Source organism: Achromobacter denitrificans NBRC 15125 (genome assembly GCF_001571365.1).
Classification (GTDB): domain Bacteria; phylum Pseudomonadota; class Gammaproteobacteria; order Burkholderiales; family Burkholderiaceae_B; genus Achromobacter; species Achromobacter denitrificans.
Genome location: NZ_BCTQ01000006.1, coordinates 182,072 through 198,623, shown reverse-complemented (window position 1 = coordinate 198,623; position 16,552 = coordinate 182,072). Strand labels below are relative to the sequence as shown.

18 protein-coding genes are annotated in these 16,552 nt (G+C 66.8%); 6 read left to right on the top strand and 12 right to left on the bottom strand.

Annotated elements, in window-relative coordinates; all coding sequences use genetic code 11:
* Nucleotides 1–178 precede the first annotated feature (178 nt).
* The 10 genes from ADE01S_RS07715 to ADE01S_RS07670 all read right to left on the bottom strand — a co-directional run bounded on the left by ADE01S_RS07715 (nt 179) and on the right by ADE01S_RS07670 (nt 8,641).
* The gene (locus tag ADE01S_RS07715; RefSeq protein ID WP_062681092.1) at nt 179–901 is read right to left on the bottom strand and encodes a tetratricopeptide repeat protein; all 723 of its coding nucleotides are present in this window, start codon (nt 899–901) and stop codon (nt 179–181) included.
* Nucleotides 898–1,536, bottom strand: a complete 639-nt coding sequence (gene lipB / locus ADE01S_RS07710; protein WP_062681090.1) for a lipoyl(octanoyl) transferase LipB — start codon at nt 1,534–1,536, stop codon at nt 898–900. The genes ADE01S_RS07715 and lipB overlap by 4 nt, the downstream gene beginning before the upstream one ends.
* Before the next feature lie 12 nt (nt 1,537–1,548).
* On the bottom strand, nt 1,549–1,821 hold the full coding sequence (locus ADE01S_RS07705; RefSeq protein ID WP_062681088.1) for a YbeD family protein: 273 nt from the start codon (nt 1,819–1,821) through the stop codon (nt 1,549–1,551).
* Nucleotides 1,822–2,010: 189 nt separating this feature from the next.
* Nucleotides 2,011–2,877 carry a D-amino acid aminotransferase gene (locus ADE01S_RS07700; RefSeq protein WP_062681086.1) on the bottom strand — a complete coding sequence of 289 codons (867 nt, stop codon included), beginning with the start codon at nt 2,875–2,877 and terminating at the stop codon, nt 2,011–2,013.
* A gap of 129 nt (nt 2,878–3,006) precedes the next feature.
* Entirely contained in the window at nt 3,007–4,269 is a 1,263-nt protein-coding gene (locus tag ADE01S_RS07695; protein ID WP_087881436.1) for a D-alanyl-D-alanine carboxypeptidase family protein, read from the bottom strand.
* 173 nt (nt 4,270–4,442) lie between these two features.
* On the bottom strand, nt 4,443–5,096 hold the full coding sequence (locus ADE01S_RS07690) for an alpha/beta hydrolase (protein WP_062681084.1): 654 nt from the start codon (nt 5,094–5,096) through the stop codon (nt 4,443–4,445).
* Nucleotides 5,097–5,129: 33 nt separating this feature from the next.
* Entirely contained in the window at nt 5,130–5,732 is a 603-nt protein-coding gene (locus ADE01S_RS07685; protein WP_062681082.1) for an ABC-type transport auxiliary lipoprotein family protein, read from the bottom strand.
* A 5-nt stretch (nt 5,733–5,737) separates the two neighbouring features.
* The gene (locus tag ADE01S_RS07680) at nt 5,738–6,685 is read right to left on the bottom strand and encodes an MlaD family protein (protein WP_062681081.1); all 948 of its coding nucleotides are present in this window, start codon (nt 6,683–6,685) and stop codon (nt 5,738–5,740) included.
* The gene (locus tag ADE01S_RS07675) at nt 6,672–7,511 is read right to left on the bottom strand and encodes an ABC transporter ATP-binding protein (RefSeq protein ID WP_062681078.1); all 840 of its coding nucleotides are present in this window, start codon (nt 7,509–7,511) and stop codon (nt 6,672–6,674) included. The genes ADE01S_RS07680 and ADE01S_RS07675 overlap by 14 nt, the downstream gene beginning before the upstream one ends.
* Entirely contained in the window at nt 7,511–8,641 is a 1,131-nt protein-coding gene (locus ADE01S_RS07670; protein ID WP_062681076.1) for an MlaE family ABC transporter permease, read from the bottom strand. Before ADE01S_RS07670 ends, ADE01S_RS07675 begins: the two co-directional genes overlap by 1 nt.
* A 93-nt stretch (nt 8,642–8,734) precedes the next feature.
* Here ADE01S_RS07670 and ADE01S_RS07665 point away from each other — a divergent pair, with 93 nt between their 5' ends.
* Genes ADE01S_RS07665 through ADE01S_RS31760 form a run of 3 tightly spaced genes read left to right on the top strand, consistent with a single transcriptional unit; the run spans nt 8,735 to nt 10,563 of the window.
* Nucleotides 8,735–9,583 (top strand): biotin--[acetyl-CoA-carboxylase] ligase, encoded by an 849-nt coding sequence (locus tag ADE01S_RS07665; RefSeq protein ID WP_062681074.1) that lies wholly within the window; start codon nt 8,735–8,737, stop codon nt 9,581–9,583.
* A complete protein-coding gene (locus tag ADE01S_RS07660) occupies nt 9,580–10,386 on the top strand; it encodes a type III pantothenate kinase (RefSeq protein ID WP_062681072.1) in 807 nt (268 codons plus the stop codon). The genes ADE01S_RS07665 and ADE01S_RS07660 overlap by 4 nt, the downstream gene beginning before the upstream one ends.
* A 12-nt stretch (nt 10,387–10,398) precedes the next feature.
* The gene (locus tag ADE01S_RS31760; protein WP_087881435.1) at nt 10,399–10,563 is read left to right on the top strand and encodes a hypothetical protein; all 165 of its coding nucleotides are present in this window, start codon (nt 10,399–10,401) and stop codon (nt 10,561–10,563) included.
* Here the strand turns inward: ADE01S_RS31760 and ADE01S_RS07655 are convergent.
* Together ADE01S_RS07655 and waaC are read right to left on the bottom strand one after the other, a co-directional pair.
* A complete protein-coding gene (locus tag ADE01S_RS07655; protein ID WP_062681071.1) occupies nt 10,560–11,858 on the bottom strand; it encodes a 3-deoxy-D-manno-octulosonic acid transferase in 1,299 nt (432 codons plus the stop codon). The two genes, ADE01S_RS31760 and ADE01S_RS07655, sit on opposite strands and share 4 nt — an antisense overlap.
* Before the next feature lies 1 nt (nt 11,859).
* Nucleotides 11,860–12,888, bottom strand: a complete 1,029-nt coding sequence (gene waaC / locus ADE01S_RS07650; protein ID WP_062681069.1) for a lipopolysaccharide heptosyltransferase I — start codon at nt 12,886–12,888, stop codon at nt 11,860–11,862.
* A gap of 206 nt (nt 12,889–13,094) precedes the next feature.
* Between waaC and ADE01S_RS07645 the strand changes: the two genes are divergently transcribed.
* From ADE01S_RS07645 to ADE01S_RS07635, 3 genes are all read left to right on the top strand, one after another.
* Nucleotides 13,095–13,943: a GumC domain-containing protein gene (locus ADE01S_RS07645; protein ID WP_131828742.1), complete on the top strand. Its 849-nt coding sequence runs from the start codon at nt 13,095–13,097 to the stop codon at nt 13,941–13,943.
* A 17-nt stretch (nt 13,944–13,960) separates the two neighbouring features.
* Nucleotides 13,961–15,175: a hypothetical protein gene (locus ADE01S_RS07640; protein ID WP_062681064.1), complete on the top strand. Its 1,215-nt coding sequence runs from the start codon at nt 13,961–13,963 to the stop codon at nt 15,173–15,175.
* 446 nt (nt 15,176–15,621) lie between these two features.
* On the top strand, nt 15,622–16,464 hold the full coding sequence (locus tag ADE01S_RS07635; protein WP_131828741.1) for a GumC domain-containing protein: 843 nt from the start codon (nt 15,622–15,624) through the stop codon (nt 16,462–16,464).
* Nucleotides 16,465–16,552 lie beyond the last annotated feature (88 nt).

The following is a 16,552-nucleotide window of genomic DNA, read 5'->3' as shown; positions in this document are numbered from 1 at the left end:
ATGGGTGGAGCGCGAGAGTTCTTAAGCTAGAAATCAGACGCTGAACGCGCGAAACCCATGCGGCCGCAATCGGCTGTTTTCCGGCCGGTGCCAGGAGGCACTGTCTGCCCACGACAGCATGGGTTTCGCGCGCTGGATACCTGAGTTCTTTCTTAAGAACTCTCGCGCTCCACCCATCCTACGCCTCGTACAAAGCCGGGAACCCGCTGGCCTGGAGCATGTCGTTGGCTTCGCGCAGGAACGCGGGCGTGGCCGTTTCGGGCACGCGGACCAGCCACTGGACGGCGGCTTCCTTGTCGCCGCGCAGAAGCAGCAGGCGGCCCAGATGGAACATGCCCCGGAAGTCGCCGCCTTCGGCGCAGCGCCGGTAGCAATCGAAGGCGTGCTCCATGTCTTGCGCCACCACGTCGCCGGCCTCGTAATAGCGGCCGACCACGCCGATGGACTTCACGTGCCCGGCCTGCGCCGCCTGCTGGTACAAGGCCAGCGCCGCCGCGGGGTCCTGCGCCACGCCGCCGCGTCCGCCGCGCAGCATGTGGGCGTAGTTGTACTTGCCCCAGTCCAGCCCCCGGTCCGCGGCCAGCCGGAACCAGTAGGCGGCGACCGTGTCGTCCGGCGCCACGCCCCAGCCGTTCTCGTAGCAGCGGCCCACCATGTTGATGGCCATGAGATGGTCGGCGTTGGCGGCGCGCTTGAACCACGCCAGCCCTTCCGCCTGGTCGCGCTCGACCCCGGCGCCGTCCAGCAGCATTTGCCCGTAGATGGCCTGCGCTTCGACCAGCCCAAGCTCGGCGGCCGCGCGGATCCAGGCGGCGTAATCCTCCGGGGGCCCTGCTTCGCGCAGGCGGGCCAGTTGCTCGGGCGTGGTGGCGGCGACGTCGGCCGCGCTGTAGGTCTTCATGTCTTGTTCCTCGCGCGGGCCCAGGCCAGCTGCAGATTGCGCCCCAGCGCGTCGCCCGCCTCGGTCGGCTCGCGGCGCGCGCCGCAACTGGCCATGTCGACGGTGCGCAGCCCCTGATAACCGCAGGGATTGATGCCCAGGAAGGGCGCCAGGTCCATCGATACGTTCAGCGAAACGCCGTGATAGGCCCGGCCGTTGCGGATCTTGATGCCCAACGCGGCGATCTTGGCCAGGTCGCCCCCTTGGGGATCCGGCACGTAGACGCCCGGTGCGCCGGGCTTGCGACAGGCATGCTGCACGCCCAGCTGGGCCAGCGTGTCGATGACCGCGCCCTCCAGCAGGGTCACGTACTCCTTGACGTACATATCCGCGCGGCGCAGGTCGAACAGCGCGTACGCCATGACCTGGCCGGGGCCGTGGTAGGTCACCTGCCCGCCGCGGTCGCAGCGGACGATGGGAATGTCGCCAGGATTGAGGATGTGCTGTGGCAGGCCGGCCTGGCCCAGTGTGTAGACGGGCGCGTGCTCGCAAAGCCAGATCTCGTCGGGCGTATCGGCGCCGCGCAGGTTGGTATACGCCTGCATGTCCTGCCAGACCGACAGGTAGTCGGCCGGCCGCGCGAGCCACTTGATCACAACCGGCCCGCGCTAGAGAACGATGGACACCATCGGATGGCCGTGCAGCGCACGGTAGAGCGCATCCAGCTGTTCGCGCGAGGTGGCGCGCACCGTGAAGGTCAGGCCCATGTAGTTGCCGCCCTTGCTGGGCCGCATCTCCACCGTGGCAGCATCGAATTCCGGATCGAACTGCAGGACGACTTCCGTCAGCGTCTGCGCGAATTCGGGGTGCTGCTTGCCCATGACCTTGATGGGAAAGTCGCTGGGATACTCGATAAGGGAATCTTCTGGCGGGATATGCATGATGTGCCTAAAAAATGTTGCCCCCAACGGCATGCTCGGTTCGCGAGCCTCCTGCCTCCCGGGAGAGGCCTCTGCCTTGGAGCGGCCCTGCGGCGAAAAACTCGCCCCGCGGCGCCGGGATTGCCTGCATATGGGGGCGAACGGCGCGCCGGCAAGGCGGCCCCGCCGGGGCCGCCCGATGCCGCCGGCTTACAGCGCGGCGATGCGGGCATCATAACCCGCCCGCAATTGCTCAAAAACAGGGCCGGGCTTGCCCGATCCTACCGGTTTGCCGTCCAGCGAGACGATGGCCAACACTTCCTTGGTGGCCGAGGACAGCATCAGCTCATCCGCCTGCTCGACCTCTTGCCGCGAGATGCGGCGCGATTCGAACGGGATGCCCGCCTCCGCGGCCAGCTCGCCCATCAGGCCGTAGCGGATGCCTTCCAGGATCAGGTTGTTCTTGGGCGGCGCCAGCAGCTTGCCGCCGGAAACCACCCAGATATTGGTGGAAGAGCCTTCCGTGAGGTAGCCGTCGCGGAACTGGACGACCTCATCGACCTCCGCGTCGACGGCCTGCTGCTTGGCCAGCACGTTGCCCAGCAGGGAAACCGACTTGATCTCGCAATGCAGCCAGCGCTCGTCCGGAATGCTGATGGCGGTCAGGCCCTGGGCGCGCTGCGCGGCGGTCGGCGGCGACCAGGCCGACACCATGCCGAAGACGGTCGGCGCGACCGGAACGGACGGGAACTGGTGGTCGCGCTTGGCCACTCCGCGCGTCACTTGCAGATAGACGATGCAGGTGTCCAGGTTGGTGCGCGCCAGCAGCTGCTCGATCAGGTCGATCCAGCCCGCCCGGTCGAAGGGCTGGGCGATCCGCAAGGCAGCCAGGCTGCGATCCAGGCGGTCGAGGTGCTCGGCCATGCGGAACGCATTGCTTTGGTACACGGGGACGACTTCATAGATGCCGTCTCCGAAAATAAAGCCGCGGTCGAGGACGGAGATCTTGGCTTCGTCCACGCGCAGGAACTCACCGTTGAGATACACCTGGCTTTCGCCCGGCACGCCCGGAATCATGAGGCACTCCTGAGAAGGAAAGGAAAAGGACGCACCGGCAGGTCCGTCCCGGGAATGAAGACGGGCGTTTCGACATGAAACGCCCGTTGCTAGCTTACACCCGCGGCGCGTCGGCCGCGCCTCGCGGTTTTATTCGAACCAGCGCTTGACGGTATCGACCATGCGGCCGAAGAAGCCGGCGCGCTCGACCGCGTCCTGCACGACCAGCGGTTCGGTGCGCAGCACCTTGCCGTCCAGCGTGAACTGCAGCGTGCCGACCTGCTGGCCCTTGGCCAGCGGAGCGATCAGCGGATCCGTGCGTTGCGCCACCGGCTTGAGGTCGCCGGCCTTGCCGCGCGGCACCGCGATCGACACCGGGTTGGGCGGGCCCAGCTTGACGGTCTCGGCCGTGCCTTCCCAGACGCGGGCATCGATGCCGGGCTGGCTCTTGTCGAACAGCTTCACGGTGTCGAAGTTCTGGAAGCTCCAGTTCAGCAGCTTCAGGCTTTCCTCGGCGCGCGTGGCCTCGCTGTCCGTGCCGACCACGACCACGAGGATGCGGCGGTCGCCGCGCACCGCGGTCGACACCAGGCAGTAGCCCGCCGAATCGGTGTGGCCGGTCTTCATGCCGTCAACCGACGGATCGGCCCACAGCAGGCGGTTGCGGTTGGGCTGCGTGATCTTGTTGTAGGTGTAGCTCTTCTGCTTGTAGTAGTGGAAGTGATCCGGGTGATCGGTGATCAGGCGCGACGACAGGATGGCCAGGTCGCGCGTGGAGGTCATGTGTTGCGGATCGGGCAGGCCCGTGGCGTTCATGAAGTGCGTATTGCGCATGCCCAGGCGTTCGGCCTCCTGGTTCATGAGCGAGGCGAACGCGCTTTCGCTGCCGCCGACGGCTTCGGCCAGGGCCACGGATGCGTCGTTGCCGGACTGCACGATCATGCCCTGGTTCAGTTCGTCCACCGTGACCGGCTTGCGCGGCTCGATGAACATGCGCGAACCGCCCGTGCGCCAGGCGTGTTCGGATACCGGAACGGTCTGCTCCAGCGTCAGGCGCTTTTCATCCAGCGCGTTGAACACGACGTAGGCCGTCATGATCTTGGTGAGCGACGCCGGCTCGACCTTCATGTCCGGGTTGGACGCGGCCAGGGTCTGGCCGCTGTTCACATCCATCACGATCCAGGCCTTGGCCGCGATCGTGGGCGCCGGCACGGCCGACACATCGCCCACCGGAACCACGCTCGAAGCCGACGGCGCCGCCGTCGCGGCGGCCGGGGCTGCGGCGGCGGGGGCCGGCTGTTGCTGGGCCCAGGCCGGCATCGAGGCCGCGAGCATCGCCGACAGCACCGCGCCGGAAATCAGGCGACGCGTAAAGACGACGGGAGAGTGAACGGAGTAAGGCAAATTCTTCATCGGCAACGTGGGTCCAGGGATGACGCCCGCCGGCGCGGGTCAAGTGGCTGACAATTATAGGCAGTCGGTAGGACCCCGCCGGGCCGCGCGGGGTTCCCCTTGCCACTAAAACATGCAACTTGATGCAACCTGTCCCGCCGCTGACGCCGCGCCGGGACGGTGCCTGCGGCGCTTCAGTCCAGCGCGACCTTCAAATGCGCCTGCACCAGCTGGCGCAGCACCAGCAGCTTGCCATGGAAGAAATGCGACGCGCCGGGCACCACGACGACCGGGATGGAACGCGGACGCGCCCAGTCCATGGCCTCGGACAGCGGCACGACTTCGTCTTCCTCGCCATGCACCATCAGCGTGTCGCCAGGCACCTGCACCTCGTGCGACTGGAAGCGGTTCACCGCGGGCCCCATCAGCATCAGGGCGGCGGGCAGCGCGGCATCGCCCTGCTCCGCCAGCGTGGCATAGGTCTGCGCGGCGACCGCGGTGCCGAACGAGAAGCCGGCCAGCACCCATGGCGCCTGGGCCAGTTCCGGGTGCAATTCGCGCATCTGCGCGACGACGGCCAGCATGTCCTGGGTTTCGCCCACCGATTTGTCGAAGACGCCTTCGGACAGGCCGACGCCGCGGAAATTCGGACGCACCGCCACCAGGCCGTGCTGCACGCAGGCCCGCGACAGGGTCGTGACCACCTTGTTCTCGCGCGCGCCGCCCTGCAGCGGATGCGGATGCAACACCAGCGCCCAGCCTCGCGGCGTGCCGGCGGGCCAATCGACGGCGCAATCGATGCGGCCGGCGGCGCCGATGAATGCGTGGGTTTCAGTGCGTGCGGACATGGCGGAACTCAGGAAGCGGAAAAAGAGACGATGTTAACCGCCCGTCCGGGACGAGGGCTTCAAGGTCGCGGCCAGCCACTGCGCCAGTTCGTCGGCGGCATCGTTGCTGGCCTGGCGCAAGGCGGCCACGCCCCCGGCCGCGTCCTGCGTCGGCGCGGGCACCCGCAGCGCAATGCGCTTCTGGCCCAGCACGTTGCGGCCGTCCACCAGCACCGCCTGCAACAGGATGCGCCCTTCGCTGGATTGGCCGTCGGCGGCGAACACCTGCTCGAACTGCGACAGGAAGACCTGCAGCTGCGGCGTCTGGAGGCTGACGCGCTCGTTCAGCACCGGCCCCTGGCGCGACAGGCGGTCGGCAAGGCGCTGGCGCACGAGTTCCATCGGCGAGGAAGCCCAGCGATAGGTGGCATAGGCCTTGGGCGCCGTGCTGTCGCCCACGCGCCAGATCACGCTGGTGTCGGACAGCGCCGGCACGGCCTGGAAGACCAGGGCGATGGGTTCGCGCGCCGGCAGGGCCGGCACGGGGCTGGCGTCCAACCCCAGGTCGAACACCGTGGGCGGCGCGGGCACGCGGCCGATACCGCAACCCGCCAGGGCCAGGGTCAGGATGAGAACGGCGCTACGCATCTTCGTCATTTGGGCTATCTCCCGAATCCGGCAAAGCCGGCCTCGCCGGGTCCGGGCTCGCGGGGAGCCGGGCCGAACAGGAAGGATTGCGGCGTGTTGTCCACACGGCGCAGGGTAACGGCCGCGCCCCGCGCGGCCTCGCTGACGTTGGCCGCCATGCCGGTGATCGCCGGCAGCGTTTCGCCGTCCAGCCGCGCGGCGGCCAGGGCGATATCGTTGAGGCTGCTGGTGGCGGCGGACAGGGCGCCGCCGGGCGCCGTCAGGCGCGCCAGCGACTGGCGGGTCTGCTGGGCCAGGTCGCCGACTTCGCGCGCGGCCCGGTCCGCCTGGCTCGACGTTTTGTTCAGCGAGTCCACCAGCGGCCCCAGCTTGGCCAGGGTCGGACCGAGATCGCGGCTGGCCTCTTTCAGGGATTGGGTCAGGTCGGTGGCGTTCTGCAGGCTGGCCGTCAGTGCCTGCACGTTCTGCTCGCTCAGGACGCGGCGCAGCTGCTCGGTGACCTCTTCCACGTTGGAGATGAGCTTGCCGCCGCGCTGCTCGATGCGGTCGAGAAAGCCCGGACGCAGCGGAATCGCGGCGGGATGCGCCGCGGACGACACCAGCCGCGTCATCGACGTGCCGTCGTCGCGCAGTTCCACGTTGGACATGCCGGTCACGCCCTGCACGCCCAGTTCCGCCCAGGTCGATTCGGTGATCGGCGTGTTCGGCGCGATGCCGATGCGGATGCGCACCTGCCCCGGCTTGTCGGGGTTCAGGGCCAGCGACTGCACCTTGCCCACGGGCACGCCTTGATAGCGCACGGTCGACTGCGGATTGAGGCCGCTGACGGCGGTGGCGGAGATGATTTCGTATGGTTGCAGCTGGGTCCGGTCCCGGCCGATCCAGATGGCCGCCAAGGCAGCGGCGGCCAGCAAGACCAGCGTGAAGATACCGGCCATGAGGGCATGACTACGGTTTTCCATGATGCATTCCCTTCGGCGCCAGATCCCCCAGCGCGCGCAAACCGCGCTCGCCCAGGAAGAACGTGTGAATGAACGGGTGATCGACCTTCAGTACTTCCGGCACCGTGTCGCATACGATCACCCGCTTGTCGGCAAGCACGGCGACACGCGTGGCCAGGGCCAGGAGCGTGTCCAGGTCGTGCGTCACCATGACCACGGTGAACCCCAATTGCCGGTGCAGGCTGCGCACCAGGTCCACGAATTCGTCGGACCGCAGGGGGTCCAGGCCGGCCGTGGGCTCGTCCAGGAACAGTAGCTCCGGGTCCAGGGACAGCGCGCGCGCCAGCGCCACGCGCTTGACCATGCCGCCCGACAGGTCCGACGGCCGCTTGTCGGCGTCGCGCTCGGACAGGCCCACCATGGCCAGCCGGCACATGACGACGTCGCGCACCAGGTCTTCCGGCACCGTGCGCAATTCCCGCAGCGGCAACGCCACATTGTCGAACACCGAGAGCGCGGAGAACAGCGCCCCCGCCTGGAACAGCATGCCCCAGCGGTACGACAGGCGCCGGCGCTCCGACGGGCTCAGCTCGAACAGCGAATGGCCCAGCACCTTCACGGTGCCCGCCGCCGGCTGATCCAGCCCGATGATCTGCCGCAGCAGCACCGTCTTGCCCGTGCCCGACCCGCCGACCAGCACCAGGATCTCCCCGGGGAAGACCGTCAGGTCGAGGTTGTCGTGCACGACGTGGTCGCCGAACGCGGTGCGCAGGCCGCGCACCGTGATGACGGGTTCGACGGTGACGCCGTCTTCCGCGAACAGGCGGTGCTGGGTCGCGCTGTTCATCAGATGCCCACCGAGCTGAAAATCACGGCGTACAGCGCGTCCAGCAGGATCACGCCGGTAATCGATGTCACCACCGAGGTGGTCGTGCCGCGCCCCAGGCTTTCCGTGTTGGGCTGGATGCGCAGGCCGAAATGGCAGGCGATCAGCGCGATCAGGATGCCGAACGTCACGCCCTTCAGGATGCCGATCCAGTAGTTGGTCAGCGAGATGGCGTCCGGCAGCGACTGCAGGAACCATTGCGCCGACACGCCCAGCTGCAACTGCGCGGCCAGCATGCCGCCCAGGATCGCCATGGCGTCGGTCCACAGGACCAGCAATGGCATCGTCACGGCCAGGGCGACCACGCGCGGCAGGATCAGGCGCTGGCCGTGCGATATGCCCATGACCAGCATCGCGTCCAGTTCCTGCGTGACCCGCATGACGCCGATCTGCGCGGTAATGGCCGAACCCGAGCGGCCCGCCACCAGGATGGCGGCCAGCACCGGCCCCAGCTCGCGCACGATGGACACGCCCAGCAGGCGCACGATGAACCGGTCGGCGCCGATCATCTGCAACTGCTGCGCCGACAGGTAGGACAGGACCACGCCGATCAGGAAGCCGACCAGCGCCGTAATGCCCAGCGCCTGCGCGCCGGTGCGGTACACCTGCGCCGAAATCTCGCGCCACGGCCCCAGCCGCGGGCGGCGCAGCATGCCGCCCAGATCCAGCACCAGTTGCCCCAGCATGACGAGCAGCGCGCGGCCGTTCTCCATGGCCAGGAAAACCGCGCTGCCCACGGCGCGCAGCCAGCCCCAGGGATCGCCCTTGGGGGCCGCGGCCGGCGTGCCGCCCTTGTTCATGGCCAGCGCGTTGAACACGTCCTGCTGCCCGGGCGACCAGCGCACCCTGTCGGGCAGCTTTTCCCCCCAGGCCTGCCAGATCAGCAGGGCGCCGATCGTATCCAGCCGCCCGATGCCGTGCAGGTCCCAGCGCGCGCCGTCGTTCGCCGCGCGGGCCAGGGCCTGGCGGCGGCGCTCCACCTCGCCCGGCTCGGCCAGCGCCAGCACGCTCCAGTCGCCGGCCACATGGCATACGCCCCCTTCATGGCGGAAAGGCGCGGCGGCGGGTGCGGACGAAACGGAATGCGGCATGCAGAGAGGTTACCAATGCAAAATGTATCGTCAATGATAAACGCAGGCGCAGCCGGACCGCGAGCGGCCGCCGCGTGCCCTACAATCGCCGCCATGCCCGATCACGTCCGCCCAATCGACCTGCCCGCGCCGGAAGCCCTGGCCCGGGAACTGGCCGCGCGCCTGCCCGCCTTCCAAGACATCGCCTGGACAGGCAGCACCGGATCGACCAACGCCGACCTGCTGGCCCGCGCACGCGCGGGCGGGGTCGGCAAACCTTGGCTGCTGGGCACGCACCTGCAGGAAACGGGGCGCGGCCGCGCCGGCCGCCCCTGGCAGAATCGGACGGGTTCCACCCTGATGTTCTCCTGTGCCTTCGACGTCAACCTGCCCGCCGCCCAACTGCCAGCCCTGTCGCCGCTGGCCGGCGTGGCCGCGTGCGAGGCCCTGCGCGCCGTCGCCGGCCCGGCGGCCGCGGGTTTGTGCATGAAATGGCCCAATGACGTGCAATGGCATGACGCCAAGCTTGCGGGCGTGCTGGTCGAGACCACCCGCAACCCCGGCCGCCACGTTGCGGGCTATACGGTCGTCATCGGCATGGGCGTGAACCTGATCGACGCCGACCGGCTGTCGCTCGCGCTGGAGCGCGAAGTTGCCGATTGGAGCCAGGTGCAGGCGCACTCCCCCCGCGAAGCCAGCGCCGCCGACCTGGTCTGCGCCAGCGCCACGGCCTGGCATGAAGCGATCCGGTCTCTGGAGCGCGAAGGCTTCGGCGCCTTCAAGCGGCGTTTCGACCAGGTGGACGCCCTGGCGGGCCGCAAGGTCAACGTCCTGGACAAGGGCGCTATCCTTCTAAGCGGCACCGCTTGCGGCGTGGACGACCATGGCCGCCTGCTGGTGCAAACGCCCGAGGGCGCCAAGCCGATCCTGGTCGGCGAAATCTCGATTCGACGCCAAGCATGATTATTCTCATCGACTCCGGCAACAGCCGTCTCAAGGTGGGCTGGCTGGACGCCGCCAACCCCGACACGCCGCGCGAACCGGCGGCGGTCGCCTTCGAGGGCGTGGACCTGGACGCCCTGGACCGCTGGCTGGCCGCGCTGCCGCGCCGCCCCGCGCATGCGCTGGGCGTGAACGTCGCCGGCGAGGCCCGCGGCCTGGCCATCGCCGCCATCCTGGAAAAACACGGCTGCGCCATGACCTGGTCGCCGTCCCAGGCTTCCACGCTGGGGCTGGTCAACAGTTACCGCGTGCCCACGCAGCTGGGCGCCGATCGCTGGGCCTCGCTGGTGGGCGTGCTGTCGCGCCTGCCCGGCGCGCATCCACCCTTCCTGCTGGCCAGCTTCGGCACGGCCACCACCATCGATACGGTAGGGCCCGACAACGTCTTTGCCGGCGGCCTGATCCTGCCCGGCCCCGCCATGATGCGCAACGCGCTCGCGCACGGCACCGCCAATCTTCCGGTCGCCAACGGCGAGGTCGTGGCCTACCCCACGGACACGCACGAAGCCATTGCCTCGGGCATCGCCGCGGCGCAGGCCGGCGCGGTCGTCCGCCAATGGCTGGCAGGCCGCCAGCGCTACGGCCAGGCGCCGCAGATCTACGCCGCCGGCGGCGGCTGGCCCGAAGTGCACCAGGAAATCGAACGCCTGCTGGCGGACGCGGGCGGCGCCTTCGGCGCCACGCCCGTGCCGGTCTACCTGGATCACCCCGTCCTGGACGGGCTGGCCGCGATCGCGCGCGCCACCCTGGACGCCCATCCCTGAGCGAGACCCCGCATGCGCGTGCTCTTCATCCTCATCCTGCTGGCGAACCTGGGCGTCTATGCGCTGGGCCAGGGTTGGCTGGGCATACGGCCCGAGGACGAAGGACGCGATACCCGGCGCTTCAGCCAGGAATTGAATCCCGGCGCGGTCACGCTGGTCCCCCGGACCACTCCCTAAGGCCGCGGCCCCGCTTCCAGCCAGGGCGCCAGCGCGTCCAGCGTCCGCCGGGTGGCCCCCGCGTGCGCGCCGAACCATGCCCGCGCCGCCTCCCCGCCACGCAGCCGCCTGCCGTCGTCGCCCAGCAGCGCCATGGCGGCATCCACCGCCTGCCCCGCGTCGGACACGCGCTGCGCGGCACCCGCCTGGATGGCGTCTTCCGCCGCCTGCTTGAAATTGAACGTATGTGGCCCGACGATGACCGGCACCCCGGCCGCGCACGCCTCGATCAGGTTCTGCCCGCCCAGCGGCGCAAAACTGCCCGCGACGATCGCCACCTCCGAGGCGGCGTAGTAGAACGCCATCTCGCCCAGCGTATCGCCCAGCAGCACCGCGACATCCGGGCCGGGTTCCGCGCCGCCCGAGCGTCGCGTGAACGCCAAGCCGGCCTCCGCCAGCAGGCGCGCGGCCTCGTCGAAACGCTGGGGGTGGCGGGGAATCAGGAGAAACAAGGGCGAATCATGCGCCCCTGAGTTGTTGGCGTGACGCTTGATCGCCTCGATGAACGCGCCGTCCTCGCCCTCGCGCGTGCTGGCCACGGCCACTACGCGTCGGCCCAGCCGTTCGCGCCATGCCTGGCCGGCCCGTACCTGCGCATCAGGCAGCGCCAGATCGAACTTAAGGTTGCCGGTCACGAGCGGGGGCCTCGCCCCCGCCTGCCCCAGCCGGGAGGCGTCCTCGGCGGTCTGGGCCAGCACCGCGTCCAGGCCGGCCAGGGCTTCGCGCATCACGCTGCCCATCCTGCCCGCCTGGCGCAGGGAAGAGGCCGAGAACCGGGCGCTGACCAGCGCCATGGGCACGCCCGCCTCGCGCGCGGCGGCCAGCAGGTTGGGCCACACCTCGCGCTCTATCAGCAGCCCGCAACGGGGCCGGCGGCCGGCCATGAAGCGGCGGGTCGCCCCGGGGAAATCGTAGGGAAGCCAGGCCTGGCGCAACTGGCCCCGGGCGATCGCGCCCTGGAACAGCCGCGCGCCCTCGACCCGGCCGGTGGCCGTCACGTGGGTCAGCAGCACCGGCAGTCCGCGGTCCAGCAGCGCTTGCAGCAGAGGTTGGGCTGCCCGGGTCTCGCCCAGGCTGACGGCGTGCACCCAGACGGGAGCGGTCTGCGCGGGCCCCGCTTCGGCCGGCGCCCGGCCGAAGCGTTCCGCGGAGAAGATTTCCCATTGGCCGCCGGCCCGCCTGGCGCGATGTCCCATCCACAGCCAGACCAGCGGCGACAAGGCCCTGAGCGCCAGTGTGTAGACGCCGCGGTTCATATCACTGCGCGGCCAGCGCCTGCTCCACCGACGCCATCACGGCCTCGCGCGAGGGCGAAGCGCCGCGGTCGCCCAGGCTGGCGGTGTAGTTCGAGCCAACCAGCGGCGTGCGCACGGGCGTCGAGGCCCGATATATGCCGATAGTGGGACGGCCCAGGGCCGCCGACAGGTGCGTCAGGCCGCTGTCCAGGCCCACCATCAGGCGCGAGCCGGCCAGCAGGCGCGCCACCGACGTCAAGTCCATGCGGGGCATCACCTCGGCGCCGTCCATGCCGGCCACGAGCAACCTGGCGCGCTGCGCCTCCTGCTCATTGCCGCAAAGCAGACGCAGGCTGCAGCCCGCGTCGCGCAGCCGGCGGAACACCGCGCGCCAATCGTCCTCGGGCCAGAGTTTGTCGTCCCGGCTGGCCGAAGGCATGATCACCGCGTAGCCATGGTCCGTGTCCAGATGGTGCAGGCGCGGTGGATCCACCTGGCCGCTTTCCGCCACGACATCACCCTCGCGCGACTGCGCGGCTTGCCGGGAAAAGGCCTGGAGGCCGAAATCGGGCTGGCCGGCGTATTGGTAGCCGAACGTCAGCGCCGCCAGCTTGCGTTGGCGGATGACCGCGGGTTGCCAGAATTCCACCCGATGGCGCACGTTGTAGAACAGGGAAGCCAGGGGCTCGCGCGCCGAACGCCAATCCAGCCCGTGCCGTACGCCGCGCGTCTGGCGGACCAGCCAGGCGGACTTCAACAGGGCCTGCATGTCCAGCACGATGTCGTACTGCTTGGAGCGCAGGCGCTCCTTAAGCGCATGGCGCTCGGCCCTGACCTCGCTGGACCACCAGGCCTTGCGCCAGCGACGGTGCGCCACCTTGATCACCTCATTGACCGCGGGATGCCAGCTGGGAATCTCGGCGAATGCTTCTTCCGCCACCCAGTCGATTTCGGCATCCGGTACATATCGGGCGATATCGGATATTGCGGGCAGCATGTGCACCAGATCGCCAAGCGACGATGTGCGAACGATGAGAATGCGTGTAGGCATTAAGGCAAAGACGGTTCAGTCAGAAACGCGAATGTACAACACAACGCCCCCCTTCTCCCGGGTTCGGGGCCGAGCCCAGGCGCTGCGATCTCCACCGATCCATACCGCTACAGGATGGCTACACCCCCATTTGGCGACGCACGGACTTAGCCGCTATCTCGTCCAATTGGCATACAATCACGATCTCCAAAATAAGCCCAAACGACATGCAACCCAAATCTGGCGATTTCCCGAATATTGTCGGCCTACTGCTCTCCTATTGGAAATTGCTGGTTTTGGCCATTATCTTGGGTGCCGTCATCGGCATCAGTTTGATGCCCAAGCGTCCCCCGGTCTGGGCGGCGAGTGGGCTCGTAAAAATCGCGCAGATCAACGGCCCGGCGCCGCTCGTGGATGCCGGAACGCTTGTGTCCATGGTGCAGCAACCCGGTTTCACGAGCGATTCCCTCGAGAAAGCCGGTTTGCCGCGAGATCCTTACGCCGACCCGAAATCTCTCCTCGCATTGAGGACACTCGTTGCCATCCCGCAGCGCAGCCCCAATCTCCTCCAGCTGCAAGTCAGCGCATATTCACCGGAAGAGGCCAAACGGCTTCTGGAAGGCGCAGTTGCCACTTTGCAGGCACAGACCGCAGAGGAGTACAACGACGGGGTGCAGGAACGCAAGCGTAAAATCGAGGAGGCTGAAGCACTGTTGGCGACGAACGCCAGTGAACGCGACACGGTCATTGCCGCGCTCAAGTCGGGACAAGTGGCGCCCACGACAGACGTGTCGGACTCGCTGGTGGTGTCCTACCTGCTGCGCACCACCCAATCGGAATCCGAACGGCTGCGTATTTCGATCGGCCTGCTGCAAGAACAGTTGAATCCGACCCGCACCTTCAACAGCAAGCTGATCTCGTCCGTCTCTGTCTCGCCCGTGGCTCAAGGTGGCAGCAAAGTCGTCAGCGGCGCAATTGGCGCCTTTGTCGGCTTCATCCTCGCCTTCGCGCTGGCCCTGATCCAGACCGCCTTCCGTAGCCGCCGCTCCTTGAGCGGACTCATCAACCGCAGCTGACCCGTCGGTTGAAATTGATGTCGCACGCTCCTACGATCACCGCCAGCTGCCGTCAGAATGGCAGCGAATGGACCGCGCGGTGGTTGGCGATCGGGGCGTTTTTCGTCATCTTCCCCGCCTACATCGTCTACCAGATACTGGTGCAAAAGGCGGTGATCCGGCCATATCTGGGCGGGTACTTCACAGCCGGGATCGTGCTCGGCCTGCCGATGCTGCTGCTCGCGGCCTATGCCAAGCCGCGCCTGCGAGTCCGGTTCGACTTGGTGGAATGGCTGTTCCTCCTGTTCATGGCGCTGTTCGGCATCAGCATCGCGGTCGGCGTCTATTTCCAGGTAACGCCCGACATCCTGAAGCCTAATGCCATCGCGTGGGGCTCATTTGTTGTGCTCTACCTGTTCGGCCTGCTTTTCCCTTGGGGCAACCTGACCGCGACCTGCTGGTCGCAGTTGGTCTTCTGCGCTTTACTGCCGCTTATCCTGCTCAATTCGACGAATGGCCAATTGATCGGCGGGGGGTATATCTCGCCCGAAATCGGCATGGAGCTGAATTACCAGGCGGTCGCCATGACCTATATCGTGGTGGCGCTGGCCGCGATTCCACCCGGGCGCGTCCTCGTCAGATATGCCGGCTATGCGGCGGCGATCATCGCCTTGTATATGATCGGTGCGCGCTCTGAATTCGTGGCCTTCGCGCTCATGGCCTGCGTTATCGAGTTCTGCATGGCCAAACGCAAGGTGCTGCTGGTCGTGCTCGGAATTGGCGGGGCCATCGCGCTGCTGGTGCTGGCGCATACGATGCTCGGCACGCTGCCAGGCAGCCGCATTTTGGGCCTGTCGGATATCAGCGAAGATCAGTCCGTCATCGCGCGTGCCGCACTAACGAGCAATGCCTGGCTATCGATCTCGACCTGGCCGGTCCTGGGCGATTTTGGCAGCTATCTGCCCGGCAACTATGCGCACAACATTCTGTCCGCGTGGGTCGATATGGGCTTGCCGGGGGTTGTGACCCTAATACTGCTGTTGGTCTTTGCGGGCGCCAATCTCATCCTTTCGTATAGCGACCAAATCCGTACGCCTGTATTTCTGGTAGCGGCTGCGCTGCTGGTGGCGAATCTGATGCTTTTGCTCGTCGCCAAGTACTACACCTACCAATTGCTACCCATCGCCATTGGCGTCTACGGCAATCTGCGGCGCCAGGCTGCGGTGAAGCGCGCCGCAGCCGCCTGCTCCTGACTACCCCCTTTCGGCTGCAGTCCCCTACAGGCGATCCGCGCCAGATGCGCCATTACGCCTGTTCCCCATGCTGGATGTAACGCTGTCGACACAGCGCATATACAACAACATATGTTACGAGCCTGAGGCCCCCCTCGGCTCCCTCGGCATCCGTCACCCACGCAGACCCTCCCTAAGAGAATCTGTCGAACGCAGGCGCTTTTGCCAATACCGCAACGCATGATTTCCAAGCGTGCCTTGCCACATACTCGCTAACGATTTGTGCATCATCGTTGTATCGACGTCAATTGACCTCTGCATAATGTGGAGGCATCAACTCCGACACGCGGCAATCAAAAATCGCTTTCAAATTATAGAGATTCCTCTTGGGATCAACTCAATGGCGATATTGCCGCGTACTTCAACTACGCGACGAAGAATATCGATACTGAGAACGCAAATCCCATATGAGTGATAGCCCTTCTTCCTATAGCAATCCCGAAGACAGCCGTTTTCTACAAGACATACTGATTTCCCATTGGCTCCTCATCATTCTTGGAGCATTGGTCGGCCTTGTCGTCGCCGTTGCCATCGCTATGTCACAGCCAAAAGTCTGGCCAGCCATGGCTCTCGCGAAAATCGGCCAGGTCGGTGGAACCAATGCTCTGACCGATCCCGCTGCCGTCCTGGCGCGCACTCAGTTCCCGTCGTTCGTCCAGGATGCATTGCGCGCAGCCGGCATGCCGGTCGACGTGGACAGCGATGTCAGAGCGAAACTGGCAAAGAAAACCTTCAACACGCAGGTTCAGAAAGGCCCTAGCCTTTTCCAGATGCAGGTCGACGGCCTTACCAAGGAAGATGCCACGAAATTTCTGACTGGCGCCCTGGCCGTCCTGCAGCGGGAACACCAAGCTCTGCTGGATGTCGCGGTGAAGGAAAAGAAAGAACGGCTTGCAAGCCTGGAGACCTCGATCGAGGGCAATCAGAAGGAACATCAGACCATACTAGACAGCATTAAGGCCAATGCGGCAAAGATCGGCCAGCAAGCGCCTGATCCCATCATGGTCTCCTATCTGCTGCGGGCCAATGAAGTGGAACGCTCCCGTTTTGTCGAGCAGCAGACAAACCTGCGAGATCAACTCCAAGAGGCCAAAACCTATAACACCCGTTTCGAAGCGCCGGTATTTGTCGCTCAGACGCCCCAAGGGCCCAGCAGAATCGTCGCAGCCCTCGTCGGAGCCTTGCTGGGATCCGCGCTGATGGTGATCATCTTTGCGTTGTGGGCGTGGCTCGCGCCCAAGCGCAATTGATTTCTGGCTCCGTCATAGCGCTTCGCCAAAACATTCCTGGGGCACAAAGGCCGCGCCGAACGGCCCCGGAGACACAAGCGCAAACGCC

Coding starts and splice junctions, on each gene's coding strand:
- ADE01S_RS07715 (WP_062681092.1), bottom strand. CDS start 901: ATGAAGACCTACAGCGCGGCCGACGTCGCCGCCACCACGCCCGAGCAA.
- ADE01S_RS07705 (WP_062681088.1), bottom strand. CDS start 1,821: ATGCATATCCCGCCAGAAGATTCCCTTATCGAGTATCCCAGCGACTTT.
- ADE01S_RS07700 (WP_062681086.1), bottom strand. CDS start 2,877: ATGATTCCGGGCGTGCCGGGCGAAAGCCAGGTGTATCTCAACGGTGAG.
- ADE01S_RS07695 (WP_087881436.1), bottom strand. CDS start 4,269: ATGAAGAATTTGCCTTACTCCGTTCACTCTCCCGTCGTCTTTACGCGT.
- ADE01S_RS07690 (WP_062681084.1), bottom strand. CDS start 5,096: ATGTCCGCACGCACTGAAACCCACGCATTCATCGGCGCCGCCGGCCGC.
- ADE01S_RS07685 (WP_062681082.1), bottom strand. CDS start 5,732: ATGACGAAGATGCGTAGCGCCGTTCTCATCCTGACCCTGGCCCTGGCG.
- ADE01S_RS07680 (WP_062681081.1), bottom strand. CDS start 6,685: ATGGAAAACCGTAGTCATGCCCTCATGGCCGGTATCTTCACGCTGGTC.
- ADE01S_RS07675 (WP_062681078.1), bottom strand. CDS start 7,511: ATGAACAGCGCGACCCAGCACCGCCTGTTCGCGGAAGACGGCGTCACC.
- ADE01S_RS07670 (WP_062681076.1), bottom strand. CDS start 8,641: ATGCCGCATTCCGTTTCGTCCGCACCCGCCGCCGCGCCTTTCCGCCAT.
- ADE01S_RS07665 (WP_062681074.1), top strand. CDS start 8,735: ATGCCCGATCACGTCCGCCCAATCGACCTGCCCGCGCCGGAAGCCCTG.
- ADE01S_RS07660 (WP_062681072.1), top strand. CDS start 9,580: ATGATTATTCTCATCGACTCCGGCAACAGCCGTCTCAAGGTGGGCTGG.
- ADE01S_RS31760 (WP_087881435.1), top strand. CDS start 10,399: ATGCGCGTGCTCTTCATCCTCATCCTGCTGGCGAACCTGGGCGTCTAT.
- ADE01S_RS07655 (WP_062681071.1), bottom strand. CDS start 11,858: ATGAACCGCGGCGTCTACACACTGGCGCTCAGGGCCTTGTCGCCGCTG.
- waaC (WP_062681069.1), bottom strand. CDS start 12,888: ATGCCTACACGCATTCTCATCGTTCGCACATCGTCGCTTGGCGATCTG.
- ADE01S_RS07645 (WP_131828742.1), top strand. CDS start 13,095: ATGCAACCCAAATCTGGCGATTTCCCGAATATTGTCGGCCTACTGCTC.
- ADE01S_RS07640 (WP_062681064.1), top strand. CDS start 13,961: ATGTCGCACGCTCCTACGATCACCGCCAGCTGCCGTCAGAATGGCAGC.
- ADE01S_RS07635 (WP_131828741.1), top strand. CDS start 15,622: ATGAGTGATAGCCCTTCTTCCTATAGCAATCCCGAAGACAGCCGTTTT.